Source organism: Bacillus sp. Bwzl_19 (assembly GCF_054900515.1).
Window position 1 is genome coordinate 2,071,009 of the sequence record NZ_CM142729.1, and the last position, 22,950, is coordinate 2,093,958.

Below are 22,950 nucleotides of genomic sequence, written 5' to 3' on the forward strand. Positions count from 1 at the left end.
CTAACCCAATTTTTGAGATTGCATGGATTTTTCTTTCGTATACCAAATGAATTTTCCAGTGTATCCGTACAATATTGCCAGTCCGATAGACACGAAACTGAGCCACATGAACGGCAGATAAGAAAATGTGGATACTCCGAGAATGCCGGCCATATAAATTCCGTTGTCAGACCACGGCACCATCCCTGAAGTAAGCGTACCGCCCACCTCTGCGTTCCGGGATAAAATTCTTCTGTCAAGTTTCAGTTTATCATAACTGTTCTCCATGATTTTTGGCGTCAGAATCAATGACACATACATCGCACAGCCGAAAATGTTTCCTAAAAGAGCGACGATCAACGTCGAAAGCGTTACATTTCCCGGTGTGGTCAGTTTTTTCTCAAAAGTTGAGACAATCACTTTTAATACGCCGAGCTTTTCAAGAATTCCTCCAAAACCGAGACCGAACAGGATAACGACCAACGTATCCAGCATACCGGTGATACCCCCGCGGTTTAACAGGCCATTCAGAAATTCGACGTCCGTTTTAATGGAAAAACCATTATAAGCAGTCGCGATGGCACTGGCAAAATTCATTCCTTGAAACACAGAGGCCCAGATTGCGCCAAGCAAAGCTCCGATGACGATGACGGGCATAGACGGCTTTTTCAAAATCAGAAGGACAACGACGATAACAGCCGGAATGAGCATCCATATATGAATATCAAACGTTTTCTGCAATGAAGATTTTAAGAATTCAACTTTATCAAGATCAATATTTTTTCCGCCGTATATAAATCCCGTTACGGTAAAAAGAATGGCCGTAATAATATAGGACGGAATTGACAGATACATCATCGCTCTGACGTGTGACAGCACATCCACCTTAGAAAGCGTGGAGGCAAGCACCGTACTGTCAGACAGCGGTGAAAGCTTGTCCCCGAAGTAAGCGCCGGACAAAACGGCTCCCGCTACGATCGGAAGCGGTATGCCCATTCCCTCTCCGATGGCCATCATTGCGATTCCCGCCGTTCCCACCGTTCCCCAAGACGTTCCGGTCGCAACAGACATAATGGAACAAATAACCAGTGTAGCAAGCAGGAAAACATGAGGATTAATAAACTCTAAACCATAATAAATTAAAGTCGGCACAACCCCGCCGGCAATCCATGTTCCGATAAGCGCACCGACCGAAACAAGAATCAAAACCGCTTCAAGACCGTTCGATATCCCGGTGACAATAGAGGACTGCAAGTCTTTATATGAATAGCCCAGCCTGACTCCGAGAATAATAGCAATAAACCAGGATATAAACAGAGCAAGCTGGATCGGCAGGTCTAAAAACACCGTAAATGATAAAACAAGCGCTAAAAACCCGAATAATAAGATGATAATTTCCAATAAATTTGGCAATCTGACCTCTTTCACAAGAAAATCCCCCTAGAAGAAAAAAGCTAAAACGCTTTCATCAAATAATATAACAAATTATACTATACTGCCTCATCCCTTTGTATGGCAACCGCCTATTCACCAAAAAACGTGAAAAGGCGGCTGTTGTTGCTTAAAAATTTATTTTTCCAAAAGATCTTTTCCAGCGATCCCCGGTTTTGTCATTTCATATGGATTCAAAATGATATCCAATTCTTCTTCTGTCAATACATCATTTTGAAGGCAGAGATCCCTTACAGATTGCCCCGTCATGATTGCTTCACGGGCAATTCGCGCAGCCGCCTCATACCCAAGGTGCGGATTGACCGCTGTAATGACGCCGACGCTTTTTTCCACGTATTGCTTCAGGCGTTTTTCGTTGGCTTCAATTCCCGCCAGACAATGATCGGTAAATGAGCGGAAACCGTTGTTCATAATGCTGATGGATTGCAGCAGGTTAAATACGAGTACCGGCTCCATTACGTTAAGCTCCAGCTGGCCCGCTTCTGAAGCGAGGCAGATCGTATTGTCATTCCCGATAACCTGGAAGGCGATTTGGTTGATAAGCTCTGCCATTACAGGGTTGACTTTCCCCGGCATAATGGATGATCCCGGCTGACGGGCGGGCAGGGAAATTTCCGCAAGTCCCGCGCGCGGGCCTGAAGCCATTAAGCGCAGATCGTTGGCGATTTTAGACATGTTCATCATGCATACTTTCAACGCAGCTGAAACTTCCGTATACGCATCGGTGTTTTGTGTGGCATCAACCAAATGGCCTGCGCCGACAAGCGGCAGTCCGCTGATGTCAGCAAGGTGCTTCACAACCTGTTCTATGTAGCGCGGATCAGCGTTAAGTCCCGTACCTACGGCCGTTGCTCCCATGTTTACTTCATAGAGATGCTGGCGGGATTGTTTAATTCGTTTTATATCACGCTCAAGCACGCGGCTGTATGCTTCAAATTCCTGTCCGAGACGGATCGGCACAGCGTCCTGAAGGTGTGTGCGTCCCATTTTAATGACGGAATCAAATTGTTTCGCTTTATCTTTAAAGACACTCAGCATATGCGCCATCGTATCAAGAAGCTTATCAAGAAGTTTTAAGGTAGAAATATGAATCGCTGTCGGGAACACGTCGTTCGTCGATTGTGACATATTGACGTGTGTGTTCGGGCTGAGGTGAATGTATTCACCTTTTTTATGGCCCATGATTTCAAGCGCTCTGTTGCCGATTACTTCGTTGGCATTCATGTTCATGGACGTTCCGGCTCCGCCTTGGATCGGATCGACGATGAATTGGTCATGCCATTTTCCTTCAAGAATTTCGTCTGCGGCCTGGACAATCGCGTTTCCGATTCCTTCATACAGCCGTTTTACATCCATATTGGCTAGCGCCGCCGCTTTTTTGACGATGGCGAGCGCATTAATCATTTCTTCATGGATGCGGTAGCCGGTAATCGGAAAGTTTTCTTTTGCGCGCAGCGTTTGGATCCCGTAATACACATCAGCTTCAATTTGTTTTTCTCCAAGGAAATCTTTTTCCTGACGATATTCTTTTTGCGCGTTTGTCATGCTAAAACCCTACTTTCTCTTTGTCTTGGTCATATTTTTACAGTACTACGTCGTCTGCGATCGGTGTCTCCATAATACTTTTAACTTCAGCCAAATTGTGAGACTGGCCGAGTGCCCACATTAATTTCGGCACGATGGCTTCTGTGTTCATATTTCTGGAGCGGATAATGAGATCTTGATTGACTCTTCGTCCGACTTCATAGACGCTCATGTCCTCTCCTTCTTCAAGGCATTGGGTCGTAATGACAACGACAATGCCGCTTTCAATCATTTCATTGACTTTGGCGAGAATGTCTCTACCTTCAAACGGTACGCCGCCGCTGCCGTAGCTTTCAATGACGATTCCTTTGTACATGCCTTTTAACGCGTCAAACATTTCCGGTTTAAGTCCCGGATGGAGCTTGAGGAGACACACGTCCGTGCAAAGTGAAGTATTCACCGTAAAGGCATCGTCTTCCGGCAAGTGCACGTGTTTATTGTATTCAATTCCGTTTTCGGTAATAAACGCGATATACGGATAGTTAATGCTCTCAAATGCATCATAGCTTTTCGTTCTTAATTTAATGGCGCGGGTGCCTTGAATGACTCTGCCGTCAAATACGACATATACGCCGCCCACACCTTCACATGCGAAGCGGATCGCGTCCGTGATATTTTTTTTGGCATCGGTTTTTTGAAATGTAATCGGGATTTGCGAACCCGTAATGACGATCGGTTTATCAGCATGCTGAAGCATATAAGACAATGCCGCTGATGTATAAGCCATTGTGTCTGTACCGTGTGTAATGACGAACCCGTCGTAAGCGTCATATTTTTCTTTGACAGCATCAGCTATTTGGACCCAATATTCAGGCTGCATATTTGTGCTGTCGATGTTCATTAACGAATGGGTTTCCATCGTGTAATCGTTATCAAGTTTTGATACGTAGGTTAACAATTCATCTGCTTTCACTCCGGGTGCAAGCCCGTTTTCTCCTTCGACTGAGGCGATTGTTCCTCCGGTTGTTAACAGCAATAATTTTTTCATACCCTGCACCTCTTCATCATTTCTCAAGATGTTTTAAGCATTCGCTTTTCGCATACTTTTAATCAAATTATAGACAGACAAATGAAATTAATCAAGTGATTATTATTCAATTCGCGTACACTTTTACATATCGATATGATATAATTTGCTCAAGTGAAAAGGAGCGGTTTTTAATATGAATTTAGATCGTTTAACTGAACTGAGAAAAAAGAAAAATTGGTCTCTTCAATATACGGCTGACCGGCTCGGCATCGCCAAGAGCACGTACGCCGGGTATGAATCAGGCTACCGGCGTCCGTCATTCGAGGCGCTGGGAACGCTTGCCGATCTGTTTGACACGACGTGCGACGATTTACTGGGGCGCACTGAAAAAAAGGCGGAGCCGTTTACCCAGACCATCGAATTAACAAAAGCCGCACAAGGCCGCGGCACACTGACCGTTGACGGGCAGCCGCTTAATCAGGATGAAATCATCGAATTAATTGCGTTTGTCCGAACGAAAAAGAAGGTACAGGAGGAGCTCCGCTGAAAAATTGCTTTACGGCTTTATCCGGCCGTACGTTCCCCCGCCCCCGGCCTCAAGGGCGAGCTGTCCGGTGCGCGCTTTATGAATGACGGCCGCTATTTTAGGCTGTACGACACGCGCCAAGTCCTCTTCTTTTGCCCGATGAAGAATCGCCATCTCCGTCCCGAAAGCCCGCTTCAGTTTTTCTAATGTTTTCGGCCCGACTCCGGGAATGAACTGCAGCGGGATTTGATGAATATACGGAGGCCGCGGCACGCGGCTTTTTTCCGATCCGCTCAGTTCCTCGAGCCGTTCACTGACCCCTTTTGTCATTGTTTTTCCCCCGCACTCCGGACATGCGGAAGCTCCTTTTTCAACCGGGCTGCCGCAGCGGTCGCAAGCCGTCCGGTAATACTTCCCTAGCTTCGGATTCAGTCCGTAATTCGCCGTGATTTTTCTTCCGTCCTTCCCTTTTAAAGCCAGCGAAAATTCCGTGAAATTCGCTTCCTTAAGAAGCATTTCATTATATTCTCTGCCGATTTTCCCTAAGGAATGCGCATCAGAATTTGTTAAAAATGTATACGGGTCAAGTTCTGTTAACCGCGAAGCCATATCGGTGTCGCAGCTTAATCCGAGTTCCGCCGCATCAATGAGCGCCGGGTCGAATACTTCTCTTAAAGAAGATCTGACCCCTTTTCCGTACAGGCTTTTATGCGGGGTGAACATATGGGCGGGAATAAACAGCCCGCCCAATTCCTTTGTTTTCTTTTGGAGATTCAAACCTGTTTCATAAATGCGCTGTGAACTGAGATGGATGTTTGTAAGCCTTTTTGCGAGCCACTCGGAAAACATCTTCATTTCGGCAAGAGCCGGCATAAAGACGAGAACGTGAATCGGCCCGAGGCATGTATGATCATAGATTTCAAGCTCACTTCCCAACAGAAGCGTGGTATTCCGATACCGGATGCCGCCTTCTTTCAGTTCACGGTATCTGCCTTCTTCAATTCCGCGCTCGATTTCTTCAATGACTTCCGGGGAATGGCAGTCGATGATGCCTAAAAGTTCAATTCCCTTCCCCTCGCTTGCTTCTTCTAATATCCGGTGCAGCGTCAATGTTTTGGCTCCAGTGATTTTGACCGGTTTTCCCGTATGGGTGCGCCCGATATGAATATGCAGATCCGCATAAATGGTTTTCATCATTTTTCCTTCAGCGCTTCTTTCAGCTGGAGATACTGAATCGCGTACGCCGTTTTAGCGTCATACACCCGGCGCTCTTCGGTCAGTTTCACGGCCTCATCAAGCGTGACCTGCATCACTTCGACAAATTCGTCCTCATCCAGCTCGCGCTTTTCTTCTAGCGGCGAAAGCCCTTCAGCAAGAAAGAGGTGCACGATTTCATCAGCAAATCCGGGTGATGTATAAAAAGCGGTAATTTTCGTCAAGGTTTCCGCCGTATATCCCGTTTCTTCCTCCAGCTCTCTTAAAGCGGTATGCTCGGGCTCTTCCCCCTTTTCAAGCTTGCCGGCCGGGATTTCAACGATAGTCCGTTCCAGCGGCTTTCTGAACTGGTTCACCAAAATGATTTTTCCTTCTTCGGTCACCGCAAGCACGGCCACCGCCCCCGGATGCTTGACGATTTCCCGCTTGCTTGTTTTTCCGTTCGGAAGCTCTACATCTTCTAAGTAAAGGTCTATGACTTTCCCGTCATACAGCTTTTTTTTCGCTAGTGTTTTTTCTTCTAAATGTTCCATCATTTCATCTCCCGTTCTGTCTCTCTATTATGCCTCATATATTTTATCATACATGCATACGAGGGAGGTGCTTTTCGATTGAAGGTATACCGGAAGGATAACAGCATCGTATTGGTCGGAAAGGCTTGGGAAGTGCGGGCTAAACTGAAAGAGTACGGGCGGACATTCCGCTATGTCGGAGATTGGATCACCGGGCCTTAACAGTTGAAAACTTCGCGCCTTTATATTACGGTCAATAAAAGACCATAAAAAGGAGCGAAACAATGAGAAAACGCACGCTAGGACGTTCTGATTTAGAAATAAGCGAAATTGGGCTCGGCTGCATGTCGCTGGGCACGGATAAAGCTAAAGCGCTGTCTATTTTGGATGAAGCGATTGAGCTTGGAATCAATTATTTAGACACTGCCGATCTTTATGATTTCGGCAGAAATGAGGAAATTGTCGGAGAGGCCGTCAAAAACCGCAGGCACGATATCATTTTAGCCACGAAAGCCGGGAACCGCTGGAATGATGAGAAAGACGGCTGGCATTGGGACGCTTCCAAAGGATACATAAAAGAAGCGGTCAAAAACAGCCTGCGCCGGCTGAAAACGGACTATATCGACCTTTATCAGCTGCATGGCGGCACGATGGAGGATAACATCGACGAAACGATCGAAGCATTCGAGGACTTAAAACAGGAAGGTGTCATCCGGTATTACGGCATTTCCTCGATTCGTCCGAATGTCATTAAAGAATATGTGAAAAAATCAAATATCACCAGCATTATGATGCAGTACAGCCTGCTGGACCGGCGTCCCGAGGAGTGGCTGCCTCTTTTAGAGGAGAACGGAATCAGCATAGTCGCCAGAGGACCGGTCGCTAAAGGGCTTCTTACGAAAAAACCGCTTGATCAAGCGGCCGCAAGCATAAAAGAGAACGGCTATTTAACATATTCTTTTGAAGAACTGGCAGAAACCAAGAAAGCGATTAACGCTGCCGCCCCTGATCTGAGCATGACGGAGCTTTCTCTTCAATACTTGCTTTCACAGCCGGCCGTCGCTTCTGTCATAACGGGAGCCAGCTCACTTGAGCAGCTGAGAGAAAACTGCTCGGCAGCAGAGGCCCGGCGTTTAAGCAGCCAGGAAATCAAAGCCCTGCAATGTCATACAAAACGGGACGTATACGAAGCCCATCGTTCTTAAACAATAAAACCGGCACCTTTTCAGATGCCGGTTTTATTTATATTTGTGCCAATCGAGACTGCTTTCATTCAGCAGCTCTTCAAAGCTTTTATTTTTTTCTATTTCTTTTCGCTTTCTGATTTGTTCGGCCTTTTTCTGTGCCTGTTTTTTCTCGTCTTCTTCCTTCAGCTCACTTTTCATTTGCAAAAGCTTGGCCTTCAGATCTTCCTCCAGATCGTCTTTTAAGCTGTGTTTTTCTTTAGGCAGCTGCTTTTTCATCATTACGCCCCCGTATCTGAATATGCTGAAGCAAGTGTACCACGGAGCGCCGCAGGCCGGCAACTGTCCTTCTTTTGTTCAGCTGCCTGAAAACCCGGGAAAGGATTTTCTATATTTCTGTCATTTAAAGGAGGGTTCCTGCGTGAAAAAATGGCTGGCGGTGTTCGGTTCGGCTTGTGCAGTCTTTTTAGCTGCCGGATTTGCTCTTACGAATCTGATTATGTTTATTAAGAAAAAAACGGATGAAGATATCATGAAAAGAGAAACGGCGGACGGACATGATCTATTTGATTCCTTTCAGACCATGGAAAAAGAAGAGGCCGTCATCTTGTCACGCCACGGGTATGAGATCAAAGGCTTTTACATTGCCCCGTATGATACGGCAAACACCATGATTATTTGTCACGGCGTTACCATGAATTCGTTCAACTCATTGAAATACATGGATTTGTTTTTAGATTTAGGCTGGAATGTGTGACCACCGCCGGCACGGTAAAAGCGGCGGCAGAACGACGAGCTACGGCTATTTTGAAAAAGATGATTTGGAAGAAGCCGTGAATTGGGTGAGAAACAAAACCGGAGACGGCGGTCAAATCGGCATCCACGGCGAATCGATGGGGGCGGTGACGGCCTTATTATATGCGGGCGGGCATCAGAACGGCGACGGCGCTGATTTTTATATTGCGGACTGCCCTTTCGCAAGCTTTCACGATCAGCTCGCCTACAGACTGAAGCGGGAATTCCGGCTGCCTCCGTGGCCGATTCTGCCTTTGGCTGATTTCTTTTTGCGGATGAGAGAGGGATACCGTATCCGTGATGTATCGCCTTTGTCGGTGATCAGCCGCATCCGGCAGCCCGTGCTGTTTATTCACAGTAAGGAGGATGATTATATACCTCCTTCTTCTTCCGAATTGCTGCACCGCAGAAAACGCGGCCCGAAGATGCTGTATCTTGCCGAATCGGGCGGGCATGCCATGTCGTACACCAAAAATCCGGAAAGCTACCGTAAAGCCGTTCAAACCTTTTTAGATACCATGACGCAAACGTAAAAAAGCGAAAGAACGTATGCTCGTTCTTTCGCTTTCCCGTCATAAAACGTCGGTAATCCCGTCCATATTTTCTCCGATCCAGTCAATGGCGAGGTCGATTGTCGTAAATTCCTGCGCTTTGAAGGTCATCTCATCCTGAAGCAACCAGACATCCTTCTGAACGGATTCAGCGCCTCCAATGGACCAGTGCAGCAGACTGTACGGGTGGTTGTTGTTCAGGAAGGATACCCACGTCTTATGCTGTGCCGTCTGTTTAATGGCTTTCAGCTTTTGATTCACTTTCCGTTTCTCCCTGCTTTACTAATATGCTCATTCTCGGGCTCAGCATCTCTGCCGGGCTTTTTAAGACGAGCGTTTTCGCCTTTTCATTGTAATCGATTGTCATTTCCTCGTCAAAAAACACTTTTTGAGAGGTCTGGATGTAAAGCGGAAGTCCGTTGGTTTCAATGCGTTCGCATTGCCCCGTTAATTCGTCCGTCAGCCAGATGGTCGGCACGCCGCTGACAGCGCATCCGCAGCCTTCTGCGTCATAGCGGAGCTGCGCTTTTTTCTGCGGGTTGGCGTCCATCGCCTGCTGGAATGTATGTTTCGCCGCATCCGTCACATGTATTTGCATAGATGATCCTCCGTTTTTCATTTTCGCCAATTGTAGCATACCGCGCCGCTGTATGCATTGTTTCTGCTTTTTTACAGCAGACCGCTCTCCCAGTCCTTCGCCTCTTGTTCAGCCGCCTTGATCCAGTCATTTTTCCCTTCAATATACTTTCCCATATCGTACGGGTATGTCTCGGCGAGCTGCTGTTTCAGCTCCATGTATTGAGCCGCTTTTTCAGGTCTTGCGGTGAGGTAATCCCGGAACAGCAGATGACGCTTTACGTCCGCATGTCCTGTTTCGTATATGTGGACGTGGTGTGTGCGCTTGTTGCCGCCTTTTTGAAAAAAACGCCTTCCCTTTATCCCGTTCTCCCCTTTTGCCTCATAGCCGAGTGCTTCCAGCTGCGGACGGTATCGGTCAGCATCCAAAATATCTTTGACCTCCGCCAGTATATCAATGACCGGTTTTGCGGCCATCCCCGGGATGGAGGTGCTTCCGATATGGCTGACAGAATGGAGTGCGGGTCCGAAGATTCGGATCAAAACCGCCTTCTCTCTCTCAAACATCTCTTTCCATTCCGCCTTGTACGGAATGACTTCCGCTTTCCTCTTCGGATAAAAATGAAAAAACGAGAGGGTCAGCCCTTCCGGCGTCTCAATCTGTCCGGCTTCCGTGAACCCGGTTTTTAAATAGAGAGAGACTGCCGGAACGTTTTGTTTAGCGGTAGCCACCTCTATTTTTTGAGCGTCCCGGTTCTCGTCTATCACAAATTGAAGAAGCGCCCGTCCGATTCCTTTCCGAAAGCCGGACGGGTGCACCGTCAGCCGGCATATGACAAGTTCATATCCCTTTTTTTCATACGAAATGACGCCTATGAGCTGATCTTTTGCCTTGAAACCGGCAAACGTCTCCCGTGACCGCTGTATGTCACGCGGTGTCTCATGCAGAGCGGGAATGCCGAAAAAGCCGATCAACTCGGCTTCTTTTTGATAAGAGCAGCGCTGAACCGCTGCAATTTCCCGCGCCGTCTGTTCTTGTGTATGCTGTAAAAATGTAATCAATCTTCCACTCCTTTTGGTGCAAACCGCTATGACTCCGTTTTCGTTATGCGGATCGCGTACGCACTTTTTCCTTTTTGTTTTGCCGTCCGGTGGCCGGTATGGTCTTTCCGCGGTTTCATCGCATCCATGAACGCTTTCTTCGCCTAAAAGCCCCGCTGTCAGTATGCTCAGATTCTCCCTTTATTGATGAAAAAATGACCGCATAATAAGGCGGTTTGGGCGTGTCAGCTAAAAAACCCATATTCGGCCTCCTCTATATGTATTTCACAAACAGAATCCGGTCTTGGCCCGGGCCGTCATAATTCGCAAAAACAGGGATTCCGTTTACGGTTTTGGTTCCTTTTTCAGGTTCAAAGCCTAACTTTGTATGATAAGCAATTGACACTTTATTAACAGGCGCCGTCACGCAATTGACTTTTGTGCAGCCCCTTTTTTTCACCGTCTCCATAAATCGGTCGTAGAGCTGTTTTCCAATTTGCATTTTTCTGAAATCCGGGTGCACACCGGAAAAATGAATGTAGGCCGTCTCAGGGTCTGACTGTGACTGAAACCCAATTAAAAAACCGGTCATTCCCTCCGGCCCGTATGTAATAAAGCTTGTGTCCTGAAAATGTTCAAAAAACAAGCGCGGCAGTTTTTCTTTCATTTGCCTGCCGCCCCACCATTCATTCAAAACAGACGTAACCATTTCATAGTCTTCAGAGGTGATTGTTCGAATATCCATTTTCGATTGACTCTCCTTTTCGTCCGGCAAAATGAATGTCAGCTCTTCTCATTGGAATATAAAAAATTATATGTGGGTTATTTGCAATTGTAAATGATTTCTTTTTATGCGAACGAATCAGCCGTCTCCCAATCGGGGAATGATTTACCAGTATAAACGCGGTCATTGTTCGGGTACAATGAAAAACAGAACAAACGTTCCCGGAGGTTTTTTTTATGGCTGATATTCTTCTTGTTGATATGCAATCGTTTTATGCGTCTGTAGAAAAAGCGGAAGCGCCTCATCTTAAAAACCGGCCCGTCATCGTTTCGGGAGATCCCGAAAGACGCAGCGGGGTCGTGCTTGCGGCTTGTCCGCTCGCCAAACGATACGGCGTAAAAAACGCCGAACGGCTGTGGGAAGCGCAGGCCAAATGCCCCGACGCCGTTATCGTCCGTCCGCGGATGCAGCGGTATATTGATGTATCCGTCATGATTACCGAACTGTTTGAGCGGTATACCGACCTTGTAGAACCCTACTCCATCGATGAGCAGTTTCTCGACGTGACCGGAAGCAGGCGGCTGTTCGGTGATCCTTTTACAATCGCCGAAAGCATTCAACAAGCGATTATGCGTGAATTCGGTATTTATGCCCGTGTCGGCATCGGGCCGAATAAAGCGCTCGCGAAAATGGCTTGCGACCATTTTGCCAAAAAAAACGCATCCGGCATCCACAGGCTGGATATGTCAAATATCAGGCAGGATCTGTGGCCTCTGCCGGTCGGAAAACTATTCGGCATCGGAAAACGGATGGAGCATCATTTAAGACGGATGGGCATCAGCACAATCGGCGGGCTTGCCGGGCATCCTGCCGAACTGCTGAAAAAACGGTGGGGCATTAACGGCGAATTGCTTCAGCGGACGGCCCGCGGCATCGATCCCTCTCCAGTCACCGTAAACACGCACAGCCGGCAAAAAGCGATCGGCCATAACATGACGCTCCCCAGGGACTACTGCCGCTTTGAGGATATCAAAGTCGTTTTGCTGGAGTTAAGCGAAGAAGTGGCCCGCCGCGCCCGTTTCAAACAGTACATCGGCCATACGGTTTCGGTCAGCATCAGAGGCGCAGATTTTGATTTTCCTTCAGGTTTTCACAGACAGAGAAAGCTCGTCTCTCCGACCAATTTCGGAATGGATATTTTTAAAGCGGCGGTCAAGCTCTTCAAAGAGCATTGGAACGGTGAGCCCGTCCGCAGCGCCGGCGTCGCCCTTTCCCAGCTGGAGCCCTGTGATTATGTTCAGCTGAGCCTGTTTGATTCCCTGGAAAAAAAGATCAGCCTCGGCAAAGTATTGGATGATATTCATGAGCGGTACGGCCCCGCGTCGCTGCTCCATGCCGCTTCGCTGACAGAGGCCGGCCAAGCCTTTCACCGGGCCGAAAAAATCGGCGGGCACTACAAATAATTGAGGTGATATACATGAATCCGAACAAATTAACCCCCGGGTATAATGTCATGTGGGAGTCAAGCCGGATGATGCTGCCCGAACATCGGGAGCAGCTGCTTGCAAAAAAACGAAAAGAACGGGAATTCCGGCCTCCGGAACTGAGCGAAGAGCAAATGAACGACATGAACCGCACCATTACGGCGTCGATTGAAGAAGACAGGGCCATTTCGGTCACCTACGCTTCAGCACACGGCCCCCGCCGGTTTTGGGGATGGGTAAAACAAGTGATGCACGACGAAAAGCGTTTAAAAATCATAAACGATGAAGATGCATTATCGCTGCCGTTTCATCTTATTCTCTCAGCTGAATTGGAATAAAAAGCCCATCCCGTCCTGACAGAAAATATGATAGAAGAGTGGGAGGATCATATGATATTTAGTAGAATAGATGAATGATAAGAATAGGAGAATATATGATGGATCAATTTATAGAAAAAATGCTGGGACAGGCCCTCCGCCAGTATGGACGGAATGTGTCGACAGATCCGCTGAGCCCCTATGAAAAACAGCGTTTAAAAAAAGCTTTAGAAGAAAGAAGGAACGAAGAACCCGATGAGGATCTCCATGCCCATGTAGAAGATATTATCTACGATTACGTCACCAACCAGGGCCAGTTCTCCTGACACTGACGTTTATGCACCGGGCGATAAGGGAAACGGTCGAGAGTAAACCCTTAAAGATTGCGTGGTGCAGGAGATGCCAGTCGGGCCTTATTTCAAGATCGGATATGCCGTTCTTTTGTTATTCCTCATTATTTATCTCGGAACATTAATAGACTTTTTGTTCCAGCCTGTTGTGATTACGGCTAAAACCTTGTTTCCGCCCATTGTATTATCGGGGGTCCTTTACTATTTGTGCCGCCCGATCGTCAGAGTGCTGCATGAGAAAGTAAAGCTGCCCGAAGGCATCGCGATTTTAGCGATTTATGCGGGAACAGCCGGCCTTTTTGTCCTCTTCCTTTATACGGCGGGCCCTGCCGTTCAAAAACAGTTTGCAGCCTTCACAGATCATATCCCTGAGCTTTCCGCAAAAGCTGAAAATTGGATCAGACACCTTCAGGACAGCAAATGGTTTTCCCGGATTCAGCATGAGGATTCCTTTAAAAAAGCAGCGGACAAAGCCGCAAATTATTCAGGTTCAATCGCTGATTCTCTCAGCAGCCTGGCCGGTGCGGCTGCCAATGCCGCCATCACCGCCGCCATCATTCCGTTTGCGCTGTATTACATGTTAAAGGAAGGAAATAAAGCGCCCCGGCGGCTGCTGCGGCTTCTTCCGGAAAAACATCAGAAAGAAGGAAAACAAATCCTTCAGGACATGGATGAGGCTCTCAGTTCATACATACAAGGACAGCTGCTCGTCAGTTTTTGTGTCGGTGTTCTCGTTACGACCGGCTATTTCATAATCGGGCTCGATTATCCGCTCGTCCTGGGTGCGTTCGCCATGGTGACAAACCTGATTCCGTTTATCGGGCCTTGGATCGGCACATTTCCGGGAGTCATTGTCGGATTGTTCGATTCACCGACGCGAGCGGTGCTGGTGGTTATAGTCGTCGTCATTGTCCAGCAGCTTGAAAGCCAGCTGATTTCCCCGCAAATTATGGGCCGGAAGCTTGACATTCACCCGCTGACCATCATTTTTCTTCTGCTTGCCGCCGGTAAATTCTCGGGTATTGCCGGGATGCTGCTGGCCATTCCCGGCTATGCGGTTGCAAAGGTGATCATAAGCCATATGCAGAAACTGTTCATTCTCAGAAAAAAACAAGGCTAGAGAGAAACGATTCACCCCTCATGCCTTCACATCGGTTAAAATAAAAAAAAGGCGGGCTGAAGAATCCCGCCCCACACGGAGGTCAAAAGATGAACATCGGTGATGTCATTTTTCAATTCGTTTCATTTATTGCAGCCGCGATTTTCCTGTTTGCCGTGATATACGTATTCAGAAGCATGAAGCAGCGCCGCCAGCAATTGGACAGGATCGAAAAGAAACTCGATGCGCTGCGCGAAGAAAAAAACCGCAAATAAGGGGGTCGCGGGATTTGTGTCACACCCGTCTTACCAGCACCTCTTCAACTTTATGGCCGTCACCTTTTCTCAAAATCAAATCTGATCTGAATTTTGTCGGCAGAATATTTTCATACAGATTCGGACGGTTGACGCTCTCCCAAATGGAGGCGGCCATGGCATCCGCTTCTGCATCAGACAAATCCTTAAATTTATGAAAATAAGAAGCCGGGTCCTGAAAAGCGGTTTCTCTTAAAAGGCGGAAGCGCTCCAAATACCACGTGAAAATCCGGCTTTCTTCCGCATCCACATAAATCGAAAAATCAAAGAAATCCGATACAAAAATCCGCGGATCTTCCCTGTCGTCCTCTAAAGTCGGCGACTGCAGGACATTGATTCCTTCGATAATGACGATATCCGCACCTTCGACAACTTCGACGGCGCCCTCTTCCCTGTCATAAGTAAGATGGGAATATAGGGGCGCCTCCACTCTCTCTTTCCCTGATTTTATATCATTCAGAAACTCAAGCAGCGCTTTTACGTCATAACTTTCCGGGAATCCCTTTCTGGACAGAAGGTTCTTCCTTTTTAATTCCGCCGTCGGATACAAGAAACCGTCGGTTGTCACCAGACTCACCTTCGGCCTGTCCGGCAGACGGGAAAGAAGCTTTTGCAAAATTCTCGCCGTCGTGCTTTTGCCGACGGCGACGCTGCCCGCGATCCCGATAATAAACGGGATTTTCGCTGAATGCGGATGCTTCAGAAACACGTTGACATGCTGATTCCGTCTTGCGGCAGACGTGACATGAAGGTGGAGCAGGCGCACAAGCGGAATGTAAATCGTTTCTACTTCTTCAACCGATAGGTAGTCGTTCAGCCCCTCTACGGCCTTGGCTTCTTCCTCTGAAACGGCAATGGAAAGATGGCCGCCGAATCCGGACCACGACTCGCGGCTGTGCTGCGTGTACAATGTATGTAAGTTCAATTCTTTACTTTTCACAATTCACACCAATCTCTCTGTATGGCTTTCCGGTTAAAAAACAAACGCTTACAAAGATTGTAACGGAAAACCGCTTCACTGTCTGCCCATTTTTTTCGCAAACGAGGAACCGATGCGGCTGTACTCTTCCATTTCCTCGTCCGGAACCATGCTCCCGCCGGTGCTCCACACAAGATGCACGGCATTTTCCATCTCAAGCCCCCGCTCTTTTATATAACGGTTTCCCGCTTCGGTCTGAACGAACTTGACAGCTCCGGCCATACCGGCGAGGGCAGAAGGCTCAAGGCTCTTATTCTCGGACGCTCTTAATTGATAAAGCAGCGAAAAAAGCGTGCTGTCATCAGCGGTATAACAGCCGCTGAGTATAGGTTCCATAAGAGGGCCGGCCAGTCCGGACGGCCTTCCCACCGCAAGTCCGTCGGCGGCCGTTTGATTATCAAGACCGATATCCTGCACGCTGATTCCGTCATGCAAACCGGAAAACAGCCCTAACAGCATACACGGTGAGTGCGTCGGCTCCCCGAAAAAAATATGGACATGTTCGCCATAGACCAGCTTTAGCGCAAGCGCGACGCCGCCCGGGCCTCCTCCGACCCCGCACGGCAGATAGACGAAAAGCGGCTCATCAGCATCAGGCTTTATGTTCATTTGATCGAGCTGCTTTTTCACACGTCCCCCCGCAACAGCATAGCCCAAAAACAGATCCCGTGAATGCTCATCATCAATAAAATAACAATAAGGGTCCTGCTGCGCCTGAATACGCCCCTCTTTAACAGCCAGACTGTAGTCTGCTTCGTATTCGATGACGCGGACCCCTTTTTCCCGGAGCAGCTCCTTTTTCCACTGCTTTGCGTCACCGGACATATGCACGGTCACACAAAAGCCGAGCTTCGCGCCGATTATGCCGATACTAAGGCCTAAATTGCCTGTAGAGCCGACGGCTATAGAATATTTCGAGAAAAAATCAGTAAACCGCTTCTCAGTCAATATGCTGTAATCATCATCTTTTGAGAGCATTCCCGCTTTTTGCGCGAGGTCTTCTGCATGCTTCAGCACTTCGTAAATCCCGCCGCGGGCTTTAATGGAACCGGAAATCGGCAGTTCATCGTCGCATTTCAAAAGCAGACGCCCAGGGAAAGCCCGGCCGGCGCTGTGTTCCAGACGTTTCTTCATTTCATTGATCAAGACAAGCGGAGATTCAATGAGACCTCCCGCCTCTTTCGTCTCCGGGAAAGCTGATGCGATATAAGGCGCAAACCGGCGCAGCCTTTCTTCCGCTTCAGCAATCTCCTCATTCCATTCAGCGGCATGTTTTATGTGATCATCGTTTTTGTGCGGGTTGATCCAAAAGACTTCACGCGCCTCCGCCATTTGCCTGACGAAAGGCTCTTCCATCAATGCCGTGCGTATATCCCGATCAGACATTTGCCTTCTCCCCCTTGTTACTTTTTCTTTAATACCCGGCCGGCCAGTTTTTCTGTAAACGAAGGGAAAAGCTGATACAGCTTCGTCCCGAGGCTCATCCATCCCGGAAGATTAATTTCCCGTTTATCCGTCAAAATCACGGACGTAATGCGCTCTGCCACACGGTCGGCATCAAGCATCCATCTGCCGACGCTTTTAACATAACTGCCCTCTTTATCTGCAATTGTAAAGAAGTCTGTTTTGATCGGTCCGGGATTAACCGTTGTCACAGCTACACCCGTACCGGCCAGCTCGAGCCGCAGGGCATTGGAATACCCTAAAACGGCATGTTTCGTAGCGGAATAAAGGCTTGATTTCGGCGTCGCCAGTTTGCCGGCCTGTGAAGCGATATTGATAATATGGCCGCTTTTGGCATGAAGCATCACCGGCAGACAGGCTTTCGTACAGGCGATTAATCCGAATACATTGACTTCAAACATTGACTTCATATCATCTAAAGATGAATCCGCCGCAGTTTCAAAAATACCGAACCCCGCGTTGTTAATTAATACGTCAACATGACCGATTAAACGCCTTACGTTTTCAGCTTCTTCTGCATGCCGGACGTCAAACGGAATGACATCACACCGTCCGCCCCGCGCAGTAATCGTATTTTTCACTTCCTGCAAGCGGTCTTCCCGCCTGGCGGATAAAAAAACATGGGCCCCTTCTGCCACGCAGGAATATGCAAGCCGTTCTCCAAGTCCGCCTGATGCTCCTGTGATCCAAATCCGTTTATCCGTTAATCTGCCCATTTCATTCACTCCTTTACAGCTTTAAACATCAAAGTGTTTCCCGACTGAAAAGATACGGCCTTCCCTTCAGCGGCCAGCACGTCAAGATGGCCGATCGTTTCTGACATTGTTAAAAACAATTCGTTTTCATACACAGCCGGAAACAGCCGCCGGCATACTTGGAAAGCCGTCAGCGTTTCCTCTGACAACAGGTGCAGCACATAGTCCGCCCGGTTTCTCTGTTTTTCAAGCCGCCTGTCAGCAGCTGGCCTTACGTCTGTCAGCAGATCGCCGTGCCCCGGATATAAAAAAGCCGGGTTGATGTCATACAGCCGTTTCATTGATTTCAAATAGTCGAGCATCGGGGATGAGCGCACACTCCCCTTTTCCGGAGCCTCCAGAATCGGATTGGTGGAGCTGTTGGACAAAAGCAGATCACCGCTGAACATTTCACCGTTTTTTTCATGGTAAAGCGCAATATGAGAAGCGGCATGACCCGGAATCTCAAGCACCGTCCAGCCATCAAGCCCGTCAATTTCCCCGCCTTCTCCCACTGTTTTCGTTAGCGGACGGTTTGCTGAAAATAAGTATGACAGCTTAACTGTTTTATGTATGTCTTCAGGTGTCAGAGGAACGCCCATTTCGGTCATAAGGGACAGAAAAAAATCCTCCTGCCGGGCGATATACGACTGATCCTGAGTCATGTACCTGTCATTCAGCGGATGCCCGACAACTTCCGTGTCATCAGAAAAAATGTGCAGCAAACCTGAGTGATCCGCGTGATGATGAGTGAGCACCACTTGTTCTATATCCGCTGCGGAGACCCCGTGTTCTTTAAGCTGCATTGAGAGTGATTCAGCCGCTTCCTTTGTATTCGGGCCGCAATCAATAAGGGTTAATGCGTCATCTTTTACTAAATAAACGATAACGTCGCCGACTGCAAACGGAGTCGGCACACGTATCGGAATGATCTTTCTCGCTGCCATATTTACGCTCCTTCGTTCTTTTCATTCCTGAATACTCATATTTTAGCCTTTTCTCATCCCTGTGTCATTATTGCCGCATATCAGAAAAAAAGATTGACATCCCGCTCTGCTGCATAGCATAATGAACAACAAACTAGAAAAAACGGAACGCGATGACGAGGAACTAGTATATAAACAACGGCAGCAGAGAGCAATGTCCCCGGCTGAAAGACATTGCGGCCCTCTTGTTTACAGAACCTGCCCTCAGAGCGGTTAGGAAAACCTAAACGTATCCCTCGTTACGGGATTTGAGCTGAGCACGGCTGATTCGTGCTAATGTAAGGTGGTACCGCGAAACCTTTTCGTCCTTTTTGACGGGAAGGTTTTTTGTGTTTTGGAAAGAAGGAGGATTTATATGAAGAAAATCGGTTTTATCGGGGCCGGATCAATGGCGGAAGCAATGGTGAACGGACTGCTGCAGAGCGGACTGACAGCCCCCGGACATATATACATGACAAACCGGTCAAATGACAGCCGGCTTGAAGAACTTCAAGACACGTACGGCGTGAAACCATGCCGGGATAAAGAAGAGTTTTTCAGCAATACCGACATTATCGTTCTCGCCTTTAAACCGAAAGATGCGGCAGAAAGCATTGAGAACATTCGCGAATACGTTAAAGATCAGCTTGTGATTTCTGTCATCGCAGGGCTGACGATTCACACCATTCAGCATTATTTCGGCAGAAAGCTTACCATCATCCGGGCGATGCCGAATACATCCGCGGCCATTCAACAATCGGCGACCGGTTTTTCTGCAAGCCCTGAGGCGAGTGAGGCTGAAATCCGGATGGCAAAAGAACTGCTGGAAACAATCGGAGAAGCGACGCTTTTTGAGGAAAAACACCTTGATGCCGTCACAGCCATTGCCGGAAGCGGCCCCGCCTATGTGTACCGATATGTCGAAGCGATGGAAAAGGCCGCCCTTCAAGTCGGCCTGCCGGAAGAGACGGCAAAAGAGCTGATTTTACAAACCATGGCTGGAGCGACGGAAATGCTCAGAAAAAGCAGCAAACGACCTGAGCGCCTGCGCAAGGAAATCACAAGCCCGGGCGGCACAACGGAAGCAGGCCTTCGCGCTTTAAACGAGCGCCGCTTTGAAGAAGCCATCATACACTGCATTACAGAAACCGCAGCCCGGAGCGCAGAAATTAAAGAACAATTCGCAGGCTCCGTTCTGCAAAAGACGGATCAATCATAAAGCATGGGGCTCCCCATGCTTTTTTTCGTCCATTTACAATTTCGGAAGACCGCTAACGGCTTACAGGTTTCTTTTCTTGCACTTATGAAAGAGGACGAGCGAGCAAAAGCGAAAAATAAGACTTTCCTGAAAAAAAGTTTGAAGCCGGGCTGCACCCATGAGGCAAAATCACATGTAGGGGAAGAACACATTAATCAAAAGCGGTGCATTGACGGTTGAGCTTCAGGACGAAGGCGTGAGCCGGCCCCCGGTGATGCCCATCAGTTTACCGGGGCGACGCCGCAGTTATCTTAATTCCTCGGGTCACTTATTTTGTGCCGGTCCATTATCCTCATCCTGCTTAAACGGCATATCAGGCTTCTTCAGACAGAAGCCTGATGGATCGCAACCCATTCTTTTATGCATTGAATCAGTTTCTGAACAGAAGGTGTCTGCGTCTCCTTTGCACGAGCTGTCAAAATGCCGATCTGCCTGCAGACATACCGGTCGAGCCGTTTGATGAGCACATCACAATCATTCACCAAAAGCTGCGGCAAGAGGCTGATCCCCAGATTGTTCCGCACCATTGCAATAATCGCTTCATCCCCTCTGATTTGATAGGCGATCCGCGGCGTGATTTTTTCTTCCTTCAGCACTTTCAGCACATCAAAATGTGTCTCCGGATAAGGCACGATACATTTGACGGACTCCATGACATGTAAAGGAACCGTTTCACATTGCGCCAATTCATGCTGCGGACTCATCACTACTACAATCGGGTCCTCGGCCAACGGGTAAAAATGCCTCTTCCCGCTGTGGGATGTCCCGATCGCCGCATCAACCTGATCGTCTTTCAGCCATTCTTCCAGTTCAGTTGAATTCCCTTCAAACAAATGCACCTTAATGGAAGGATACAGCACATTAAATTCTCTCAAAATTTTCGGCAGCCATTTTACCGCCACACTCGTAACAGTGCCGAGCCGGATTTCTCCTCTTTCTAATCCATTAATATTATCAACGGTTTCAGACAATTTTTCATAGTTTTTTTGAATTTCCTTCATAATATGTAACACTTTCAAGCCATTTGCGGTGGGCCTCACTCCATGCCGCTGTCTGATCAGAAGCGGAAAACCGTACTCTTCTTCTAATTTACTGATCATTTGGCTGATGTTCGGCTGTGTGTAATTCAATATGGCAGCGGCTTGGGTCAGGCTGCCGCTTTCAACCGTTTTAATAAAGGCTAAATGTTTCTTTAAATCCAACCGGCTTCATCTCCCAGATATCATTTCTTATTATCCAGCGCATTAGTTATATTTAGTTTACTTATACATCAATCAAAAATAAAATGGCAATGTCTCCATAATTATACTTGATAACAAACAGAAGGTGAGCGTTCCAGCATGAGTTTTCTCATTCAATTTTTGATCGGCGGCACCGTTATGGTGGCTGCTGCGTTTTTAAGCAAATCGAAATACTTATTTTTATCAGGCGTTATCACATTGCTGCCGATCATGACGTTGCTGAATATACAATTGCAGCTGAAAAATATGAGCGCCGACGATTTCAGAGCAGCTCAAAAAAACGGAATATTCGGTGCGTTCGGCGCGGTGATTTTCATCAGCAGTATTTTTATCCTGACAAACTGGTTCAAAGGAAGCCACTCCGTCATCGGTGCGTTTCTTATCTATATCTGCTATATGATCGCCTGTAAATGCCTGTTATGAAGATACAGCCCCCCTGTATAAAAAAATGCCCGGTCAGAACAATAAGAACATTACGCTCAGTTGTGAGCAGTTTATATGACTGAATGATCATAAGTTGTTATAATCAATTTCTAAAACATTCCGGGAGGCGAAATAAATGGCCAGAAAATTATTTACACCATGGACCGTTAAAGATGTAACGATCAAAAACCGTATTGTTATGGCACCGATGTGTATGTATTCCTCACATGAGAAGGACGGAAAACTGCAGCCTTTTCATATGGCGCACTACATATCGCGCGCAATCGGACAGGTCGGCCTGATAATCGTTGAAGCGACAGCTGTGAATCCGCAGGGACGCATTTCCGATCAGGATTTGGGCATTTGGAGCGACGATCATATCGAAGGTTTTGCCAAACTGACGGAACAAGTGAAAGCGCAAAGTTCAAAAATCGGCATTCAGCTCGCGCACGCGGGACGTAAAGCTGAGCTTGACGGAGACATTTACGCTCCTTCAGCCATTCCGTTCGACGAGCAGTCCAAAACACCGGCTGAAATGACGACAGAACAAATTAAAGAAACCATTCAGGAATTCAAACAGGCGGCGGCGCGCGCGAAAGAAGCCAGCTTTGACATAATCGAGCTTCATGCGGCACACGGCTACTTAATGCACGAATTTTTGTCACCGCTGTCCAATCACCGCACAGACGAATACGGAGGCTCACATGAAAATCGCTACCGCTTCTTAGGCGAGACGATTGACGCCGTCAAGGAAGTATGGGACGGCCCGTTATTTGTCCGTGTTTCTGCATCTGATTATACAGACAAGGGGCTGGACATTGCCGATCACATCGGTTTTGCGAAGTGGATGAAAGAACAGGGAGTCGACCTGATTGATTGCAGCTCAGGCGCACTCGTTCAAGCTGATATTAACGTCTTCCCCGGCTACCAAGTGAGCTTCGCAGAGAAAATCCGCGAACAGGCCGAAATCGCAACAGGCGCCGTCGGTTTGATAACGACGGGAACAATGGCGGAAGAAATTCTGCAGAACAACCGCGCTGACCTTATTTTTGTCGCGAGAGAACTTCTGCGCGATCCGCACTTTGCAAGGAGTGCAGCGAAGCAGCTGAATACGGAAATACCGTCGCCGGTTCAATACGACAGAGCATGGTGACAGAAGAGACAGCCGGAGATTTTTCGATCCGGCTGTCTCTTTTTTTATTTTTTGAGAAAC

Annotated in this window: 26 protein-coding genes and 2 pseudogenes; 12 read left to right on the top strand and 16 right to left on the bottom strand. The window is 47.8% G+C overall.

What is annotated here, in order from left to right; genetic code table 11:
* The 3 genes from nhaC to ACW5MY_RS10960 all read right to left on the bottom strand — a co-directional run bounded on the left by nhaC (position 1) and on the right by ACW5MY_RS10960 (position 4,003).
* A complete protein-coding gene (gene nhaC, locus ACW5MY_RS10950) occupies positions 1–1,407 on the bottom strand; it encodes a Na+/H+ antiporter NhaC (protein WP_013352756.1) in 1,407 nt (468 codons plus the stop codon).
* A gap of 141 nt (positions 1,408–1,548) precedes the next feature.
* Complete coding sequence (gene aspA, locus ACW5MY_RS10955; protein WP_003153322.1) at positions 1,549–2,976, bottom strand: aspartate ammonia-lyase; 1,428 nt, start codon at positions 2,974–2,976, stop codon at positions 1,549–1,551.
* A 37-nt stretch (positions 2,977–3,013) separates the two neighbouring features.
* A complete protein-coding gene (locus tag ACW5MY_RS10960; protein ID WP_013352757.1) occupies positions 3,014–4,003 on the bottom strand; it encodes a type I asparaginase in 990 nt (329 codons plus the stop codon).
* A 175-nt stretch (positions 4,004–4,178) separates the two neighbouring features.
* Here ACW5MY_RS10960 and ACW5MY_RS10965 point away from each other — a divergent pair, with 175 nt between their 5' ends.
* Complete coding sequence (locus tag ACW5MY_RS10965) at positions 4,179–4,532, top strand: helix-turn-helix domain-containing protein (protein WP_013352758.1); 354 nt, start codon at positions 4,179–4,181, stop codon at positions 4,530–4,532.
* Between the two features lie 9 nt (positions 4,533–4,541).
* Here the strand turns inward: ACW5MY_RS10965 and ACW5MY_RS10970 are convergent, their stop codons facing one another.
* Together ACW5MY_RS10970 and ACW5MY_RS10975 are read right to left on the bottom strand one after the other, a co-directional pair.
* Positions 4,542–5,705: a TIGR00375 family protein gene (locus ACW5MY_RS10970; RefSeq protein ID WP_013352759.1), complete on the bottom strand. Its 1,164-nt coding sequence runs from the start codon at positions 5,703–5,705 to the stop codon at positions 4,542–4,544.
* Positions 5,705–6,259: an NUDIX hydrolase gene (locus tag ACW5MY_RS10975; protein WP_014470622.1), complete on the bottom strand. Its 555-nt coding sequence runs from the start codon at positions 6,257–6,259 to the stop codon at positions 5,705–5,707. The genes ACW5MY_RS10970 and ACW5MY_RS10975 overlap by 1 nt, the downstream gene beginning before the upstream one ends.
* 78 nt (positions 6,260–6,337) lie before the next feature.
* On the opposite strand from ACW5MY_RS10975, the gene mciZ reads away from it, so the two are divergent.
* Both mciZ and ACW5MY_RS10985 read left to right on the top strand, forming a co-directional pair.
* A complete protein-coding gene (mciZ, locus tag ACW5MY_RS10980; protein ID WP_013352761.1) occupies positions 6,338–6,460 on the top strand; it encodes a Z-ring formation inhibitor MciZ in 123 nt (40 codons plus the stop codon).
* A gap of 62 nt (positions 6,461–6,522) precedes the next feature.
* The gene (locus tag ACW5MY_RS10985; protein WP_013352762.1) at positions 6,523–7,443 is read left to right on the top strand and encodes an aldo/keto reductase; all 921 of its coding nucleotides are present in this window, start codon (positions 6,523–6,525) and stop codon (positions 7,441–7,443) included.
* 33 nt (positions 7,444–7,476) lie between these two features.
* Here ACW5MY_RS10985 and ACW5MY_RS10990 read toward each other — a convergent pair whose 3' ends face one another.
* Positions 7,477–7,701, bottom strand: a complete 225-nt coding sequence (locus tag ACW5MY_RS10990; RefSeq protein ID WP_014470623.1) for a YqkE family protein — start codon at positions 7,699–7,701, stop codon at positions 7,477–7,479.
* Between the two features lie 142 nt (positions 7,702–7,843).
* On the opposite strand from ACW5MY_RS10990, the pseudogene ACW5MY_RS10995 reads away from it, so the two are divergent.
* A pseudogene (locus ACW5MY_RS10995) lies at positions 7,844–8,750 on the top strand (alpha/beta hydrolase).
* A 39-nt stretch (positions 8,751–8,789) separates the two neighbouring features.
* Here the strand turns inward: ACW5MY_RS10995 and ACW5MY_RS11000 are convergent.
* The 5 genes and pseudogenes from ACW5MY_RS11000 to ACW5MY_RS11020 form a co-directional block, all read right to left on the bottom strand.
* Positions 8,790–9,029: a DUF2552 family protein gene (locus tag ACW5MY_RS11000; protein ID WP_003153307.1), complete on the bottom strand. Its 240-nt coding sequence runs from the start codon at positions 9,027–9,029 to the stop codon at positions 8,790–8,792.
* Complete coding sequence (locus ACW5MY_RS11005) at positions 9,004–9,366, bottom strand: iron-sulfur cluster biosynthesis family protein (RefSeq protein ID WP_013352765.1); 363 nt, start codon at positions 9,364–9,366, stop codon at positions 9,004–9,006. The genes ACW5MY_RS11000 and ACW5MY_RS11005 overlap by 26 nt, the downstream gene beginning before the upstream one ends.
* A 71-nt stretch (positions 9,367–9,437) precedes the next feature.
* On the bottom strand, positions 9,438–10,406 hold the full coding sequence (locus tag ACW5MY_RS11010) for a GNAT family N-acetyltransferase (protein WP_013352766.1): 969 nt from the start codon (positions 10,404–10,406) through the stop codon (positions 9,438–9,440).
* 26 nt (positions 10,407–10,432) lie between these two features.
* Positions 10,433–10,647, bottom strand: a pseudogene (locus ACW5MY_RS11015) (hypothetical protein).
* Between the two features lie 12 nt (positions 10,648–10,659).
* The gene (locus ACW5MY_RS11020) at positions 10,660–11,130 is read right to left on the bottom strand and encodes a GNAT family N-acetyltransferase (RefSeq protein ID WP_013352768.1); all 471 of its coding nucleotides are present in this window, start codon (positions 11,128–11,130) and stop codon (positions 10,660–10,662) included.
* A gap of 215 nt (positions 11,131–11,345) precedes the next feature.
* Here ACW5MY_RS11020 and ACW5MY_RS11025 point away from each other — a divergent pair, with 215 nt between their 5' ends.
* The 5 genes from ACW5MY_RS11025 to ACW5MY_RS11045 all read left to right on the top strand — a co-directional run bounded on the left by ACW5MY_RS11025 (position 11,346) and on the right by ACW5MY_RS11045 (position 14,634).
* Positions 11,346–12,572, top strand: coding sequence for a DNA polymerase IV (locus tag ACW5MY_RS11025; RefSeq protein ID WP_014470627.1), 1,227 nt, complete (start codon positions 11,346–11,348; stop codon positions 12,570–12,572).
* A gap of 14 nt (positions 12,573–12,586) precedes the next feature.
* On the top strand, positions 12,587–12,931 hold the full coding sequence (locus ACW5MY_RS11030) for a YolD-like family protein (protein ID WP_013352770.1): 345 nt from the start codon (positions 12,587–12,589) through the stop codon (positions 12,929–12,931).
* A gap of 98 nt (positions 12,932–13,029) precedes the next feature.
* Entirely contained in the window at positions 13,030–13,236 is a 207-nt protein-coding gene (locus ACW5MY_RS11035; RefSeq protein ID WP_014470629.1) for a YqzH family protein, read from the top strand.
* A 73-nt stretch (positions 13,237–13,309) separates the two neighbouring features.
* Positions 13,310–14,380 carry an AI-2E family transporter gene (locus ACW5MY_RS11040; protein WP_014470630.1) on the top strand — a complete coding sequence of 357 codons (1,071 nt, stop codon included), beginning with the start codon at positions 13,310–13,312 and terminating at the stop codon, positions 14,378–14,380.
* A gap of 89 nt (positions 14,381–14,469) precedes the next feature.
* Positions 14,470–14,634, top strand: a complete 165-nt coding sequence (locus tag ACW5MY_RS11045) for a DUF4083 family protein (RefSeq protein WP_014470631.1) — start codon at positions 14,470–14,472, stop codon at positions 14,632–14,634.
* A 19-nt stretch (positions 14,635–14,653) separates the two neighbouring features.
* Here ACW5MY_RS11045 and coaA read toward each other — a convergent pair whose 3' ends face one another.
* The 4 genes from coaA to ACW5MY_RS11065 all read right to left on the bottom strand — a co-directional run bounded on the left by coaA (position 14,654) and on the right by ACW5MY_RS11065 (position 18,797).
* The gene (gene coaA / locus ACW5MY_RS11050) at positions 14,654–15,613 is read right to left on the bottom strand and encodes a type I pantothenate kinase (RefSeq protein WP_013352774.1); all 960 of its coding nucleotides are present in this window, start codon (positions 15,611–15,613) and stop codon (positions 14,654–14,656) included.
* 75 nt (positions 15,614–15,688) lie between these two features.
* Entirely contained in the window at positions 15,689–17,038 is a 1,350-nt protein-coding gene (dsdA, locus tag ACW5MY_RS11055; RefSeq protein ID WP_013352775.1) for a D-serine ammonia-lyase, read from the bottom strand.
* Positions 17,039–17,055: 17 nt separating this feature from the next.
* Positions 17,056–17,832 carry an SDR family NAD(P)-dependent oxidoreductase gene (locus tag ACW5MY_RS11060; RefSeq protein WP_013352776.1) on the bottom strand — a complete coding sequence of 259 codons (777 nt, stop codon included), beginning with the start codon at positions 17,830–17,832 and terminating at the stop codon, positions 17,056–17,058.
* A 5-nt stretch (positions 17,833–17,837) separates the two neighbouring features.
* Positions 17,838–18,797 carry an MBL fold metallo-hydrolase gene (locus tag ACW5MY_RS11065; protein WP_013352777.1) on the bottom strand — a complete coding sequence of 320 codons (960 nt, stop codon included), beginning with the start codon at positions 18,795–18,797 and terminating at the stop codon, positions 17,838–17,840.
* A gap of 394 nt (positions 18,798–19,191) precedes the next feature.
* Between ACW5MY_RS11065 and proC the strand changes: the two genes are divergently transcribed.
* Complete coding sequence (gene proC, locus ACW5MY_RS11070; protein ID WP_013352778.1) at positions 19,192–20,034, top strand: pyrroline-5-carboxylate reductase; 843 nt, start codon at positions 19,192–19,194, stop codon at positions 20,032–20,034.
* A gap of 362 nt (positions 20,035–20,396) precedes the next feature.
* On the opposite strand, the gene ACW5MY_RS11075 is transcribed toward proC, so the two are convergent.
* Positions 20,397–21,275, bottom strand: a complete 879-nt coding sequence (locus ACW5MY_RS11075; protein WP_013352779.1) for a LysR family transcriptional regulator — start codon at positions 21,273–21,275, stop codon at positions 20,397–20,399.
* 138 nt (positions 21,276–21,413) lie between these two features.
* Here ACW5MY_RS11075 and ACW5MY_RS11080 point away from each other — a divergent pair, with 138 nt between their 5' ends.
* Positions 21,414–21,737, top strand: a complete 324-nt coding sequence (locus ACW5MY_RS11080) for a GlpM family protein (RefSeq protein ID WP_013352780.1) — start codon at positions 21,414–21,416, stop codon at positions 21,735–21,737.
* A 136-nt stretch (positions 21,738–21,873) separates the two neighbouring features.
* Complete coding sequence (gene namA, locus ACW5MY_RS11085) at positions 21,874–22,890, top strand: NADPH dehydrogenase NamA (RefSeq protein ID WP_289393704.1); 1,017 nt, start codon at positions 21,874–21,876, stop codon at positions 22,888–22,890.
* Positions 22,891–22,950 lie beyond the last annotated feature (60 nt).

Coding starts and splice junctions, on each gene's coding strand:
- aspA (WP_003153322.1), bottom strand. CDS start 2,976: ATGACAAACGCGCAAAAAGAATATCGTCAGGAAAAAGATTTCCTTGGA.
- ACW5MY_RS10960 (WP_013352757.1), bottom strand. CDS start 4,003: ATGAAAAAATTATTGCTGTTAACAACCGGAGGAACAATCGCCTCAGTC.
- ACW5MY_RS10965 (WP_013352758.1), top strand. CDS start 4,179: ATGAATTTAGATCGTTTAACTGAACTGAGAAAAAAGAAAAATTGGTCT.
- ACW5MY_RS10970 (WP_013352759.1), bottom strand. CDS start 5,705: ATGAAAACCATTTATGCGGATCTGCATATTCATATCGGGCGCACCCAT.
- ACW5MY_RS10975 (WP_014470622.1), bottom strand. CDS start 6,259: ATGGAACATTTAGAAGAAAAAACACTAGCGAAAAAAAAGCTGTATGAC.
- ACW5MY_RS10985 (WP_013352762.1), top strand. CDS start 6,523: ATGAGAAAACGCACGCTAGGACGTTCTGATTTAGAAATAAGCGAAATT.
- ACW5MY_RS10990 (WP_014470623.1), bottom strand. CDS start 7,701: ATGAAAAAGCAGCTGCCTAAAGAAAAACACAGCTTAAAAGACGATCTG.
- ACW5MY_RS11005 (WP_013352765.1), bottom strand. CDS start 9,366: ATGCAAATACATGTGACGGATGCGGCGAAACATACATTCCAGCAGGCG.
- ACW5MY_RS11020 (WP_013352768.1), bottom strand. CDS start 11,130: ATGGATATTCGAACAATCACCTCTGAAGACTATGAAATGGTTACGTCT.
- ACW5MY_RS11025 (WP_014470627.1), top strand. CDS start 11,346: ATGGCTGATATTCTTCTTGTTGATATGCAATCGTTTTATGCGTCTGTA.
- ACW5MY_RS11030 (WP_013352770.1), top strand. CDS start 12,587: ATGAATCCGAACAAATTAACCCCCGGGTATAATGTCATGTGGGAGTCA.
- ACW5MY_RS11035 (WP_014470629.1), top strand. CDS start 13,030: ATGGATCAATTTATAGAAAAAATGCTGGGACAGGCCCTCCGCCAGTAT.
- ACW5MY_RS11040 (WP_014470630.1), top strand. CDS start 13,310: ATGCCAGTCGGGCCTTATTTCAAGATCGGATATGCCGTTCTTTTGTTA.
- ACW5MY_RS11045 (WP_014470631.1), top strand. CDS start 14,470: ATGAACATCGGTGATGTCATTTTTCAATTCGTTTCATTTATTGCAGCC.
- dsdA (WP_013352775.1), bottom strand. CDS start 17,038: ATGTCTGATCGGGATATACGCACGGCATTGATGGAAGAGCCTTTCGTC.
- ACW5MY_RS11060 (WP_013352776.1), bottom strand. CDS start 17,832: ATGGGCAGATTAACGGATAAACGGATTTGGATCACAGGAGCATCAGGC.
- ACW5MY_RS11065 (WP_013352777.1), bottom strand. CDS start 18,797: ATGGCAGCGAGAAAGATCATTCCGATACGTGTGCCGACTCCGTTTGCA.
- proC (WP_013352778.1), top strand. CDS start 19,192: ATGAAGAAAATCGGTTTTATCGGGGCCGGATCAATGGCGGAAGCAATG.
- ACW5MY_RS11080 (WP_013352780.1), top strand. CDS start 21,414: ATGAGTTTTCTCATTCAATTTTTGATCGGCGGCACCGTTATGGTGGCT.
- namA (WP_289393704.1), top strand. CDS start 21,874: ATGGCCAGAAAATTATTTACACCATGGACCGTTAAAGATGTAACGATC.